This window comes from Paenibacillus piscarius (genome assembly GCF_022234545.1).
Lineage (GTDB): Bacteria > Bacillota > Bacilli > Paenibacillales > Paenibacillaceae > Paenibacillus_AQ > Paenibacillus_AQ piscarius.
In genome coordinates this window covers 29,261-43,180 of record NZ_JAIEUI010000019.1, presented here as the reverse complement: position 1 = coordinate 43,180, position 13,920 = coordinate 29,261, and the positions used below count along the sequence as shown (strand labels likewise).

Annotated in this window: 6 protein-coding genes; all 6 read right to left on the bottom strand. The window is 61.5% G+C overall.

Annotation, left to right across the window (positions count from 1 at the left end; genetic code table 11):
• Positions 1-12: 12 nt before the first annotated feature.
• The 6 genes from rpsU to addB all read right to left on the bottom strand — a co-directional run bounded on the left by rpsU (position 13) and on the right by addB (position 13,728).
• The gene (gene rpsU / locus K1558_RS24550) at positions 13-186 is read right to left on the bottom strand and encodes a 30S ribosomal protein S21 (RefSeq protein WP_005547957.1); all 174 of its coding nucleotides are present in this window, start codon (positions 184-186) and stop codon (positions 13-15) included.
• 138 nt (positions 187-324) lie between these two features.
• The gene (locus K1558_RS24545; protein ID WP_238654589.1) at positions 325-684 is read right to left on the bottom strand and encodes a histidine triad nucleotide-binding protein; all 360 of its coding nucleotides are present in this window, start codon (positions 682-684) and stop codon (positions 325-327) included.
• Positions 685-1,364: 680 nt separating this feature from the next.
• Positions 1,365-4,784, bottom strand: coding sequence for an AAA family ATPase (locus K1558_RS24540; protein WP_238654588.1), 3,420 nt, complete (start codon positions 4,782-4,784; stop codon positions 1,365-1,367).
• Position 4,785: 1 nt separating this feature from the next.
• The gene (locus K1558_RS24535) at positions 4,786-5,967 is read right to left on the bottom strand and encodes an exonuclease SbcCD subunit D (RefSeq protein ID WP_238654587.1); all 1,182 of its coding nucleotides are present in this window, start codon (positions 5,965-5,967) and stop codon (positions 4,786-4,788) included.
• Positions 5,968-6,019: 52 nt separating this feature from the next.
• A complete protein-coding gene (locus K1558_RS24530) occupies positions 6,020-10,174 on the bottom strand; it encodes a UvrD-helicase domain-containing protein (protein WP_238654586.1) in 4,155 nt (1,384 codons plus the stop codon).
• A complete protein-coding gene (gene addB, locus K1558_RS24525) occupies positions 10,171-13,728 on the bottom strand; it encodes a helicase-exonuclease AddAB subunit AddB (protein WP_238654585.1) in 3,558 nt (1,185 codons plus the stop codon). The genes K1558_RS24530 and addB overlap by 4 nt, the downstream gene beginning before the upstream one ends.
• Positions 13,729-13,920 lie beyond the last annotated feature (192 nt).

The following is a 13,920-nucleotide window of genomic DNA, read 5'->3' as shown; positions in this document are numbered from 1 at the left end:
TGGGTAATCCTCCTAAAACTTTCTCTTACGAGCAGCCTCAGACTTCTTCTTGCGCTTTACGCTTGGCTTCTCATAATGCTTGCGTTTCTTCACCTCAGCCAAGACACCATCCTTAGCAATGGAGCGTTTAAAGCGACGAAGTGCAGCATCAATTGTCTCGTTTTTGCGAACTTTCGTTTCAGACACCAGTTTTCCCTCCCTCCGACCAGACCGTCCAAGAGCATAACAACACGGTTCATCACCTTTCATTATAGGTCAAACTTAAATAAGGTGTCAACCTTCGTGTCATTCTTTTTTGGGCAGGTTTTGTTTGCAGTTTGCCGCTTACGCGTGGGAAGTGGAATTCCCGGTAAGTGCGCCAAGCTTGGCTCCGCCCAGCAGATGATAATGCAGATGCGGCACCGCCATCCCGCTGTCCGGCCCGCAGTTATTGATCAGCCGGTAGCCGCTCTCGGCAATGCCCAGCTCTGCTGCAAGCTGCTGTGCAACCGCATGAATCTCACCGATCAGCGGCAGATCCTCAGGTGTAACGTCGTTCATCGAAGCGATGTATTTCTTCGGGATAATCAGCACATGCACGGGGGCGGCAGGCTCAATATCATAGAACGCCAGAATCCGCTCATTCTCAAACACTTTGTTCGACGGAATCGAACCTTCGATAATTTTGCTGAACACAGTCTCCATTCCAAGCATCCTCCCAGTTCATTTGTGATGCAGAAGCTTACAATTGTATGATCTAATGCCTCTTATCATACAGGATTCCTTGCGGTTCCGAAAGGGTGAAGCAGAATTCTGCGCTGTATTATAACAGGGGGGCTGAGGTGGGCCAGCCTATCACAAATGAAAAGCGCTAACGTGGCTGCAATTAGCTAACATTTCTCAATCCCCCTGCACCATCGCACCATCACCCGGCGCAATGTAGCCGGTTTTTCGATTACATTTGGCCTACACACCACCATCCGAGGCAATGTAGCCGGTTTTTCGATTACATTTGGCCTACACACCACCATCCGAGGCAATGTAGTCGGTTTTTCGATTACATTTGGCCCGCACACCGCCACCCGGCGCAATGTAGTCGGTTTTTCGATTACATTTGGTCCATCCCCTCCCTGTGTCCAGAGAATTCAGGTTCAAGCATCACTCGGACGGTAGCGGCTCAGCAGGAAACGGAAGAATTTTTCTTAAAAAAGACAAAAAAAAGAAACACCCTTCACAGCTTATAAGCTGCTTCGGCGGCGGACGTATGAGAAGGAATATTCCCTTTCATACGTCCGCCGAGGTGTTTCAAATAATGTCGGCTTAGCTGTATTATAACAGGGGGTTGGAGGTGTATCTGTGATTATCGTCACATCCAACCCCGCCTTTCACATTTTTTCCAAAAGAATGGTTGAACCCCCGCCGCCCTGCTCGGCCGGAACAACAATCAGCTTGCGCGGCAGCCGGGCCCGCAGCTCGGGAACATGGCTGATGATCCCTACGGACAGCTGATCATTATGCAGTCTCTCCAGCGAGGTGATCACGGTGTCCAGCAGCTCCGGGTCCAGCGTGCCGAACCCTTCATCCAGGAAAAAGAATTGCAGCGGATACTGCCCGCGCAGCTGGATCTGCGCTGACAGGGCCAGTGCCAGTGACAGCGAGGTCAGGAAGGTCTCGCCGCCGGACAGAGTGGATACCGGCCGCCTTACGCCGCCGTTGCCGTCATCACGGATCACAAACCCGCCGCCGGAATCCACCTCCAGCGCATAGCGCTGCTTGCTCAGGAAGCGCAGCCGCTGCGAGGCCGCCTGGCATACCTGCATCAGCTGTTCCTCCGCAATATACTCTACAAAAGCATTTCCGCGCAGCACCGTCTGCAGCTTGGACAGGCGCTCCTGAAGAGCGGCATGCCCGGCCCGCTGGCCCTCCAGCTCCATCCAGCGGACGTGGCGCTGCTGCAGATCCTCCAGATCCCGCTCCGCCCGTGCGCGGGCCTGGAGCGAGGCCTCATCGTCCTCCTTGCATCTCCGCAGAACTTCCCGGCTCTCCTGCCATTCTTCAGCGCTAAGCTCCGCACCGTCCAGCTTCTCCCCGATGAGCCGCAGCTGCAGCGCACACTCTGCTTCCTCTTCGCGGTGGGCCTTGACCCGCCCGTCAGCCTGTGCCCGCTCAGCGGCATCCAGCGACGCCGCCTCCACTTCAGCGGCTGACGCAAACGGCGAAGCCTGCAGGCTCTCTTCCCACTGGGCTGAGGCCTCCGAATAGCGCTCCATGGCGGATTCTGCCGCTTGGCGGGCTACGGCAGCCTCACGGGTCTCCTGCTGCGCCTTGTCTGCGGCCTGGCGGTGTCCCTGACGGCTGCGTTCAAGCGCCGTCTGCAATTCCTGGAGCCTGCGCCCGCAATCGGCCAGCAGCGTGGCTGCAGGCTGGCCTCCGGCCGCTTCCCGCAGCCGCTCCTCCTTGTTGCGCATAAGCGCGTCCTTCCCCTCAAGCTGCGCCTCCCACTGCGCCAGCTCCTTGTCGAGTGCGGCGAGCTGCTCCTGCAGCGTCTGCACGGCAAGACCTTTCTCGTCCAGGAACTTCGCTGCGATCTCCAGCTTGCCGCGGATCTCCTCGGCCCGCTCATCCTTGCCGACCATCTCCTGATAGGCCGCCTCGGCCTGCTCCGGGGCAAGCTCCGGGAAGCGCTGGTCCCATTCTTGCCTCAGCTTGTCTGCCGCTGCGGCCTGCTCCTCCGCCTTGGCGGCCAGTCCCCGCACCCAGGTCTGCTCGGCTTCGGCCGCCGCTGACTCCTTGTGGAACTGCTGCTCCAGCTCCTGCATGGAGCGCTGCCAGCCGGCGGCTTCCTTGCGCAGCTCCGCAGAGCGGCCCTTCAGAGCCGCCAGCTGCTCCTTCAGCCCTGACAAGTCCAGGTTCTCCGGCAGTGCCAGTGATTCAGCGGCCTGCCCGGATTCACAGTCAGGTTCGGCATTCGTGGCGGCGGATTGGTCCATCACCTGTTCCGGGACCGCTCCCTCCAGCTGGGCCAGCCAGGAGCCGTCCTGCTCCAGCAGGCTGTGCAGCAGATGACGCGTCTCCAGTGCCTCCCGGGCCTGCGTGCGGACCCGGCGGAGCTGCTCGCCCAGCTCCGCCTGCTCGTCCTGCTCCTCGTGCAGCGCAGGAGCGGGGTGATGCTCGCTGCCGCACACCGGGCAGGCAGCCCCATCCCGGAGTTCACGGGCCAGCGACAGCGACAGCCGGTGAACCTCCTGCTCCTTCAGCGCCGCCTCCAGCGCGCTGATGTGCTCTTCCAGGCGGCCGGCAGCGGCTCCCGCTGCCCCTTCGGCCGCGCGCAGCTCTTGCTGGTGCCGGGCGGCGGCGTCCAGCAGCCCGGCGCGCCCGTTCTCCAGCGCCTGCCGCCGGGCTACAGCCGCGGCCAGCCGCTCTTCCGCAGCCGCGAGCAGCGCTGTGCGCCCGCGGCGCTCACGCTCTGCCGATTCCCGCAGGGCCTCGGCAGCACGCAGCCCTTGCAGGCGCTGCATGGCTTCCTGCAGCGCCTGCCGCTCCTGGGAGCGGACCGCGAGCGGCTGCAGGCTCTGCTGCAGCTCCTGCTGCTTCTTTTGGCCACGGGCCAAAAGCTCACGCTCCCGCGCAAGGCTCTCCCGCCCGGCCGCAAGGCTCCGGGCGGCTTCCCCGCGCCGCTCCTGCAGGGCGGCGCATTCCCGGCGCAGACCGCTGAGCTCGCCTTCGAGCTCCAGCGCGCGCCGGTAGCGGCCCTCCTCCTCGCGGAGGGCCGGTTCGCCGGCGGACAGCGCGGCCTCTGCCGCTGCCTCCGCCGCTGCTGCTCCCGCCGCCTCCTGTACGGCGGCGGCGGCCAGCACCTCAAGGCCCTCCGCGTGCTGCGTGCGGGCCTTCCAGGCTTGCTCCGCGCTGCGCCAGGCCTTCAGCTGCGGCAGCCGCTTCTCGGCCTCGTCCGCCTTGCCGAGCCGCTGCTCCAGGAGGAGAATCTCCTCCTCCTGGGCCTGCAGAGCCTGGCGCTGGCGCTCCCGCCGCCCGCGCTCCTCCTGCAGCTCTCGGATGCGGGCGAAGCGCTCGGCGCGCTCCGTAGCCTCCGCCAGCCGCTTACGGCACTCCGCCGCATGGCGTACCGCCTCCTGCACGCGGAGCACTGCCGCCTCCACATCGTCCTTGCCTGCGCTGCCCAGGCCCTGCTGCTCGGCTTCAAGCGCGCGCAGCGCCGCATCGTTCTCCTTGACGCGGCGGCTGAGCTTCAGTGCGAGCCCGTCACCGTACTGTTCCAGATGGAACAGCCGCTGGAGCATCTGCCTGCGGTCCACGCCGCGCAGGGACAGGAATTCGGCGAATTTGCCCTGCGGCAGCACAACCGCCCGGGTGAAGTCATCCATCTTCAGCCCGATATGTTCTTCCACACAGCGGGTAACCTCAGCCAGCTTGTCGGCCAGGACGGTCTCCCCCTCCGCCTTCACCTCAATGAACCGGCTGATCGTGTTGCTGACCGATTGCTCCCCGGTGCGCTTGAATTTGCGCTCCACCCGGAACCGCCGGGTCCCTAAGGAGGAGGCCAGCTCGAAGGTGAAGGCTACGCTCAGCTGATCCTCGGAATGGTTCATGATGCCCTGGGTGCCGTTCACGGCACGCTCCACCTTGCCGTACATCGCCAGCGTAATGGCATCCAGCAGACTGGATTTGCCGCTGCCGGTCGGACCGAAGATCCCGAACAGCCCGGTCTCGGTCAGAGCGGCAAAATCAATCTCCTGCACCGCCCGGTAGCTCTGCAGCCCGGATAATTTCAGCAATATCGGCTTCATCTTAAGCTTCCTCTCCTTCCGCAGCTCCCGGCCGCTCTTCCTCGGCCAGCTCCAGGAACAGCTCAATCAGGCTGTCCTCCGGCTCCGCCCCGCCGGTCTGGCGCTGGTAGAACCTGCGGAACAGCTCCTGTACCGGCATCCGTGACCGCGACATCTCCTCCAGCTCCTGCTCCATCTGCGGATAGATCGGACGGATATGTACGATGCCTTCCCTTGCTTTGCGCAGCCGCTGGATATCCTGCATGGACATCGCTTCGGTCAGTCGAAGCTCCAGATCAATGAAGGCCCCGGCGTCCCGGCCTTCATCCAGCCAGCCGTAGACCTCCTGCAGGCCGCCGCTTGATTTCCAGTTGACCAGCGGACGCCCGCAGCGCAGATAGATTTCTTCGAACACAGGCTCGCCGCCCGGAGCAACGTCTATCAGCGCCACCGACTTGGCCTGTCCGGCCTCGGAGAAGCTGTAGGCCAGCGGCGAACCGCTATAGCGGATCATGCCGCCGCCCTTGACCCGCTGCGCCCGGTGAAGATGCCCGAGTGCTGTATACTGCGCCCCGCAATCAAGAGCAGAGGGATCAACGGTATACGCCCCTCCAACCTGGATCGGCCGCTCCGAGTCACTCTCTACGCCGCCTAATACATAAATATGGCTCATGGCCAGATTGACGGTCTGCGGGGTGAACTCCCGTCCAAGATGCTGCATCAGCCGCCCGACCCGGGCGCTGTAGGCCAGCCGCAGCTCGGCCTCTCCGCTGTCTCCGGCAAGCAGCTCGCCCAGCCGGGCCTCGGAGGGGTAAGGGAGCGCAGCGATTTTGGCCGTCTCGCCGGTTCTGGCCGCATGTATGGTAACCGGCTCCGTCGTCGGCATCCCCACCAGGGTGATCCCCTGTCTGCGGACAAGCGGGGATACAGAAGCCACACGTTCCGGCTGGTCGTGGTTGCCTGAGATGACGACCAGCGGCCTGCCGCCTGCAGTCAGCCGGGCTGCTGCTTCATAGAACAGCTGCTCTGCCGCGGCCGGAGGATTGACGGAATCATACACATCCCCCGCCATCAGAATAAGATCTGCCCCGGAGGCATCGGCAATCTCCGCCAGTTCGTCCACGAACTGCTCCTGCTCCTTTTGCCGGCTTCTGCCCTCCAGCGTCCGTCCCAGATGCCAGTCTCCCGTATGCAATATGCGCATTACGCCCTCTTTTCCCCGCCTGTCAGCGGCATTCATAGATTAATAGTATTCGTCACAGCCTGACAGCGTGTCCGCCGTCGAAGAAGTACAGCCATATCTCGCTGACCGGCTCGCCCAGAATATCCTGCAGGGCCTTGCTGTACAGCTCCAGCTGGAAGCGGTATTTCCCGGCCAGCGCCTCAAGCGCGCCTTCCCGTGCAGGAACATAATCTGTCTTGTAATCGACCAGGATCAGACGCCCTTCCTCACGGAACAGGCAGTCGATTACCCCCTGGATCAGCACAGTCTCTGTAAAATCATTGCCGCTTCCCTCAGCCAGGCCGGCTGCCGCTGCATCCAGATAAGCCAGCCCCTGATAGGCTTCATGTGCAGGCACTGTGTAGCTGAAGGGCTGCTCCCGTGTCTTCCAGGAGGAATGCAGGAGCCTTGTGCCCAGCTCACTCCGGCAGAATGCTGCAATCTTCTCCAGCTCCACCGCATCCGTCTGCTCCCTGCTCAGAATAGCCAGGCGGGCCAGCCGCTCCACGGTAGCCTCCAGCTCTGGCAGATCTACCGGCTTATCCAGCGGAATATGCTGCATGACGGTATGATAAGCCGTTCCGCGCTCGGCAGGAGTAAGCCCCCGCTGCTCCATGAATTTCGGCCGCTGGAGATGCAGGTTCTCCCTGTAAACGCCGCTGCTTGGTGCACCAGGTACTCCAGGAAGCACCCGCTCCTCGAGCTGATCATAAGACGGCTGCTCCTGCATCGACAGCAGCCCCTTCAGCTCGGTTACCGAGGTTTTGGCCGGAATGGCCGAAGCGGCCTGATAAGGATAGTGCCAGCCCAGTCTGTCCGCAATCTCCCCGGCTGCGGGTGTTCCCGGAACAGGCACAGGGGCGGCCTTGCGGAGCGACTCCAGCATCAGCGGACGCAGCCCGTCCGGATCGCTGCCCCCTCCTTCATCCGTGAAGGAGCCGGAGCCCAGCTGCTGCACGCCCGTCACCGAGATGCTCCAATTCGATTCGTCCCGGTGCAGCGCCGTTGACACCGGACCTTCGCTGCCGGCCAGCTTGCGCAGAACGGCAGCAGCAGGATGGCGGATCAGCGCCGGCCCCACCCAATCCAGGTAGCTGCGGCCCCGCGCGAGCAAGTGATCGGCCAGGAGCAGCTCCTCCCGGCCCTGCATTGCCGCCCAGCCGGAGGCTGTGCGCGCCAGGTCGCGGACTGTTCCGACCAGAATCATTTTGTCACGCGGCCGGGTTAGTCCCACGTAGAGCACACGCATCTCCTCTGCGAGCAGCTCCAGCCGCGAACGGCGGCTGATCGCCAGATAAGGCAGCGTCGGATAGCTGACCCTGCTCTCCCTCTCCACAAAGCGGGGACCGAAGCCCAGCTCCTTATGCATCAGGAAGGGGGCATGAAGGTCCTGCCGGTTGAACTGCTTGTTCATGCCTGCCAGGAAAACCACAGGAAATTCCAGCCCCTTGGACTTGTGGATTGTCATAATCCGTACGCCACCGGCCTCTTCACTGCCGCCACCGGCCACGCCCAGATCCCCGCCGTTCTCCCGCAGCCGCGAGATGAACACCAGGAAGCGGAACAGGCCTCTGGACGCGGTCTCGTTCTCGAACTGAACCGCACGGTCATACAGTGCCTTCAGGTTATTCTGGCGCTGGAAGCCCCCGGGTAGGCCGCCGGCCCACTCCAGATAACCGCTCTCGCGGTAGATTCTCCAGATCAGCTCGCCCAGACTGCCCAGACGGGCCGCCTCTCTCCAGCTCTCCAGCTGCTCCAGGAAGCGGTTCAGCTTCTTCCGCAGCTTGGGTGAAACCGCCGCCAGCGCCTCAGAGCCCCCGGTCCCGGCTGCCGCCACCTCACGCTCAGCCCCGGACTCCGCCGCTATGAAGAGATCATAGGCCGCTGCAGTCTCGTCTGCCGTATTCCCGGAACCGCCACTCTGTCCCGGCAGCACAAATTCATCCAGCCCTATATCCGCAAGATGGCTCTGCTGAGTCTGAGCGGCTCCGGCTGCAGCCACCACCGCATCATAGAAGGTTCCGCTGCTGCAGAGCCGCACCTTCGCCAGCTCCTCCTCGCTCAGATTCACCACCGGCGAGCGCAGTACGCCGGCCAGCGGAATATCCTGGCGGGGATTATCAACAATCTGCAGCAGCGAGAGTGCAATCTCCACCTCGGTCGCCTGGAAATATCCTTTGTTCTGGTCCCCGTATGCCGGGATGCCTTCATTCCGCAGCTCTTCGATAATCACCGGCGTCCACAGCTGGGCTGAACGCAGCAGAATCACAATGTCGCCGTACCCCACGGGGCGCATAACCCGCAGACCCTTATCATAGATCATCAACGGGTCGTTGCCCGTCATTCCCGTCATCTGCGAGATGCGCCGGGCCATCGCGCGTGCTTCGAGCAGCGCGGTCTCACTCTCCGCCGCTTCATTCTCCTGCAAGGGCAGTTCGTCCCCTTCGGCCAGCTCTTCCGCCGGCCCTTGGGCGGAAGAGCCTTTATCGATCAGCAGCAGCTCCGGCGTGAAGTAAGTATCCGGCCCTGCCGCCTCCGCCCCCGGAAAGCCGGCACCATACACCAGCTCGGCGCGTTCGTCATAGCTGATCTCCGCGACACTGCTGTCCATAATCTGCCGGAAGACCATATTCACGGCATGGACTACCTCCCGTCTGCTGCGGAAGTTGCGGGCCAGATCGATAACGGTGCCGCTACCGGCAGAGTTCTCTCTGCTGCTCTCAGCTTCCGGCTGGTCACCCGCCTGCTCAGCCGTCAGGCTGGAGCTGAACCTACGGTATTTGTCCAGGAACAACCCCGGCTCGGCCAGACGGAAACGGTAGATGCTCTGCTTCATATCCCCGACCATGAAGCGGTTACCCGGGGATTCACGGGAGATCAGCCGGACGATCTCCTCCTGTACGCTGTTGGTATCCTGATATTCATCCAGCAGCACTTCATCGAACTGGCTGCGGTATTCCACCGCCGCATCGGATGGCAGCGAATGCCCCGGCAGAGAGTCGGGATGGCGCAGGATCTTCAGGCAATAATGCTCCAGATCACTGAAATCCACCAGCCCCCGGCCCGCCTTCTCCTTCTGATAGCGCTCGCCGAACGCGATGACGGTACCGGCCAGCTCCTGCATCAGCGGGGCGGCCTCATGAAGCTCGCCCAGAAAGGACGCTGCCGGACGCCCGAACAAAGACTTTTGCAGCTCCAGCAGGCTCTTCTTCACCTGATCCCGGACCGACTTCACACTCTCCTGTAACGCCGGGTCGGTGGAATCCTTCTTGCAGGGCTTCAGCTTCCCGAAGGAGATCTCCATGAAAATATCATACAGCTCTGCCCAAGGCTGCGACTCCACTGCCTCCAGCAGGCCTTGTGCCATCTCCAGATCAGCAGCCAGATTCTCTGCATACGGGGCCGGCCCTCCGGGCTGAAGCGCCATCTCCCGTCCCTGCTCCAGCTGGCTGATTGCGCCCTTCAGAGTCAGGCTGGCTTCGGCCAGGATGCTCTGCACCCAGGGGGTACGGCCCAGAGCCGCGGCATCCGGCACCGTGAAGCCGGCTGCCGTATCCAGCAGCCACTGCTCCGGCCAAGGGTGGCTGCGCGCGAAATCATGCAGCCGCTGAATCAGCGAATGCACCGCATCATCGCTCCGTTCGCCGCTGAACCAGTCGGCCAGCTGCACAAACAGCGTATCCTCCCCGTTCTCCGCGACCTCGCCGTATTTCTCCTCCAGCAGCTCTTCCAGCAGCTCCTGGCGCATCATCTCCGCCTCATGCTCGTTCAGAATGCGGAAGCCGGGATCAATCGGTATCAGCTGGTAATACCTGCGGATCACTTCAAGACAGAAGGAATGCAGCGTTGTAATGGAGGCTCTGCCCAGCAGGGCCAGCTGGCGCCGCAAATGTTCGCTGTCTGTCTCGCCGTCCTCCTCAATCTTCCGCTCCAGCGCCTCGCGGATGCGCTGGCGCATCTCGGAGGCGGCTGCCTTAGTGAACGTGGCAACCAGCAGGCGGTCCACACTGAAGCCTGCGTCCTCATTGCTGATCTTGCGGATGATCCGCTCCACGAGCACCGCCGTTTTGCCGGAGCCCGCTGCTGCCGCTACCAGAATATCGCTGCCGCTCTCCGCAATGGCGCGCCACTGATCGTCGCTCCATAGGCTTCCTTCCGGCTTCGGCTCCGCTTCAGGTCTTATGCTCATGGTTTGTTTCCTCCTTGGCGGGACAACAGGTCCCAGATGACGTCCTTGCCCGGCTTGCTGAGCATGTTATAGGCGCTACCCTCCACCGCCTCATCGAACTGGCAGACCGGACGGAAGGAGCAGAAGGTGCAAGCGGTCTCCTGCTGGATGCGGTACGGCTGAATCGCCACATCGCCTTCGGTGATACGTGTTCCAATATCCGATATCGTGCTGCGTACAGAAGAGAGCAGATCGCCCCACTGCTCAGGCGTTGCTACAGAAGCGCTGCTATAGAAGCTGCCGTCGCTTTTGAGGGCGACAGGTACGATTGAGGAATACCCCTTATCCAGTGTGGTATCCATCAGCGAGACGACCTCGCGGTCTGCTGTCAGCAGCCCCTTCATCTTAAAGCGCTTCATCAGCTCCTGTTCTGCCTGTTCACGGTTCATTCCGTTGGCGGAGGTCAGGAGCGGATCATGGACGTGGAAATAGAGCGCTCCTGCCGGAAGGGCAGCCTGGCCAAGCCACTGCTCAGAGTAGGTCAATAGCACATCCAGGTAAGTCAGCATTTGCAGCGATAATCCATAGTAGACCTCATGCAGCTTCAGATCCTTCTGGCTGGATTTGTAGTCGATGACCCGCAGCAGAATTCCCTGTTCGCCTTCGGCCATATCCACCCGGTCAATCCGGCCGACTACCTCCAGAACACAGCCGTTTGGCAGCGTGATCCGCAGCGGAGGCAGGTCCTTACCAGGACCGAAATCCAGCTCCAGTCCGACCGGCTCGAAGCTGCCTCTGCGCGAATGCTCCCCCAGGATCACGGAAGCGCGGCCGACAATATTCTTCAGCTTGCGGGAGATATAGCCGTAACGCTTGCTGCTCATCAGAATCTCGCCCTGCAGCAGCGGGGAGAGCCGGTCTACCGTCTTCCCTGCCTCCGTGCGGCATTCCTCGGCGGTCATGCTGCCCCAGCTTCGCCCCTGCTTCTGCAATTCCTTGGCCATTTCACTGAGTGCTGCATGGAACAACTGACCGATGTCCGGCGCCTGGAGCTTGTAGAGCTGGCGCTCCTTCAGCCGCAGACCGTAGGAAGCGAAGTGGGAGAAGGAGCAGGCCACGAACCGCTCCATCCGCGACACACTGCCGCGCAGCGTGGAGCCCCCATACAGCCGTAAGCTGGTCTCCCGCTTCAGCTTAATCCCTTCGTTGCGGTAAAAGAGCGAGCCAAGCATCTGCTCAAGCTTCAGCTTAAGCGCAAGGGGAGGTGCGGCATAAGATTCCGTCCCCATGTCTAAAGGCATGTCTGTCTGGTGCTCCCCGGCAATCCAGTTATAGACATCCCACCACAGGCCGGGAATCTCAGCTCCCTGCCGCCATTGCCGGAGCTGCAGCAGAAGCATCCTCAATGTCTGCTCGGGATGGCCGATGAAGCTCATATGCACAGCCTCCTCATTCCCGCTCTGCGGGAACCCCGAGATAAATTGTTCATTCAGCTGCTCCGGGAACATCCCCTGCAGCTGGCGGATGATCTCCGAGGGCAGCAATGCCTTGCCCTCATCATCAGCAGCAGCATAGCTGATCCACAGTCTCCGGCTGGCTGCCGTAAGCGCATTGTAGATCAGGAAGCGTTCATCCAGCAGCTTGCGGGAGGAGCCGGGGGCCAGCTCCATGCCGCCCTGCTCCAGCAGCAGACGCTCTCCCTCCGACAAGATCCCGTCTTCCCTGAATTGCGCCGGAACTACTCCTTCATTGAAGCCCAGCAGGAAGGCGTACTTCACGCCCGAGACCCGGGTACGGTCCATCGTTCCGACCAGCACCTGGTCAAGCGCCGGCGGCACCAGCCCCATCTTAAGCTCCGCCAGTCCAGTTTCCAGCACTCCGGCGAACAGCTCGAATTCCATCCGCTCCCTGCCCATCATCTCGGCAATCTGGTCCAGCAGGTCAAGCACAGCCCCCCATAGCTGGCTGTGCTCGCGGGCCGTCTGCGGGCGGCCTTGCTCCAGCGCCTCTGCTCCCATCTGTTCCAGCTTCTGTGCAGCTTCCGTATCCACCAGCAGATCGTATACCGCCCTGCACAGCTCCAGCCCGCTGCGGCTGGCCTTGACCCGCTGCCCGAACATCTTCAGCGGTTCCGTAATCGCCTTCCGGCAAGCCTCCATTCTGGCCAGCATTGCTTCATCTACAGCCTCACTTCCCTCCAGCGACAGACGGGGGATGCCCTTCCAGGACTTTCCGTTCGTCCAGCGGGAGCCGTGAATGCCGCAGGCCAGCACATAGTTCTCCAGCTCATCCATATGTTCAGCGGTAAGGCTCCCGTCCAGCGGAAGCAGCAGCCCTGTCTTCACACAGCGGAATACATCCTCGTAGCGCCAGCGGCGGCGGACAATATCCAGGGCCGAACGGATAAATTCCACCAGCGGATGATGCAGCTCATTCTTCTTCTGGTCGAGAAAGAACGGAATGCCGAAGTCCTGGAACAGCGGGGCAATCAGCGGTTCATAATCGGCGATATTACGCATGAATACCGCCATCTCCCCGTATTTGGCCCCTGAGTCCCTGGCCAGGCTCAGCATCTCGCGCAGCGCGCTCTCCACCTCAGTCCGCCGGGACGCCGCAGCACGCACAGCTATAGCTTCTTCCACTGGCCCGGCCGCGCCGTTCCAGCGCAGCCGGCGCTGGAAGCCTCGCTCCAGATGGGCCAGTGCAGGACGGTCTTCAAACCGCGGGAGCACAGGAGAAGCCAGCAGCTCATCCCACACTTCAAGCCCCAGCTCCTCCGCCATTCCGCGCAGCTTTATATAGGTTACCGCTGCAGGATGGAACAGGTCCAGCTCATGGGGCACCGCACCTGACGGGTAAATCCGGTCTAAGGTGAGTGCAAAGGTCATCCGGCCAGCATACTGCATTAGTTCACGCAGCACGAGAAATTCCTGGCTGGAGAACCCGTGGAAGCCGTCCACCCAAATCTCTGCGCCGCGTATATATTCTGAGTGTCTGATCTGCTCAGTCAATTCAGCCAGCCGGTCCTCTTCATCCATATACAGCTGCGACATCTCCTGCTCCAGCTCACTGAAGACCAGATGCAGATCACCCAGCTTATCGGCCAGAATCGGGCTCCGGGTGGCGGCCTCCTGCATCCGGGCAAGCTGCTCCTCCAGATCCCCGGCTCCCAGACAGCAGCGCTTAAGCTCCGTATGCAGGCTGCTCAGCCGCTCGACGAATCCGGGCCTGTCCGCTGAGGGGCCAAACAGCTTCAGCTCTTCCTTCCGCCGGCCGATAATCTTATAGATCAGCATCTTCTTGCCTTCCCCACTGATCGGCAGATTTGCGCTGCCGCCGGTCTCCTGCTTCACCCGGTACGCCAGCCGCGAGAAGCTGAGTGTCTGGGCGCGGAGGCTGCCCTTCACCTGGCCCGCTGCCAGCAGGCCCCGTTCCGCGCCGAACGAGCCCTGCTCAGGAACAAGGAGAATGACCGGCGCGCCAAGCGGCTCCGCCTTCAGCCGCGAAGCCACCGTCTCCCATATTCTAGTAGTCTTTCCGCTGCCTGATCGTCCGATCAGAAAGTTAACCGTCATTTCAGCAGACTCCTTCCTTGATGAACACTCGTAATCTATGTGAACTTAGAATATATGTAATTCTCGTTTCCCTAGTATATCATACCTCCGCTGCCACACTCCAGAACGTACGTTTGCCATTGTTTGTATATGAACTCTGCAAAAAAAAGCTCTGCCAGAGCCGGTAAGCGGCAAACTGGCAGAGCTATATAT

What these genes read in the sequence shown, in the direction of transcription:
- K1558_RS24530 (WP_238654586.1), bottom strand. Translation starts at nt 10,174, where the DNA reads ATGAGCATAAGACCTGAAGCGGAGCCGAAGCCGGAAGGAAGCCTATGG.
- K1558_RS24540 (WP_238654588.1), bottom strand. Translation starts at nt 4,784, where the DNA reads ATGAAGCCGATATTGCTGAAATTATCCGGGCTGCAGAGCTACCGGGCG.
- K1558_RS24535 (WP_238654587.1), bottom strand. Translation starts at nt 5,967, where the DNA reads ATGCGCATATTGCATACGGGAGACTGGCATCTGGGACGGACGCTGGAG.
- addB (WP_238654585.1), bottom strand. Translation starts at nt 13,728, where the DNA reads ATGACGGTTAACTTTCTGATCGGACGATCAGGCAGCGGAAAGACTACT.
- K1558_RS24545 (WP_238654589.1), bottom strand. Translation starts at nt 684, where the DNA reads ATGGAGACTGTGTTCAGCAAAATTATCGAAGGTTCGATTCCGTCGAAC.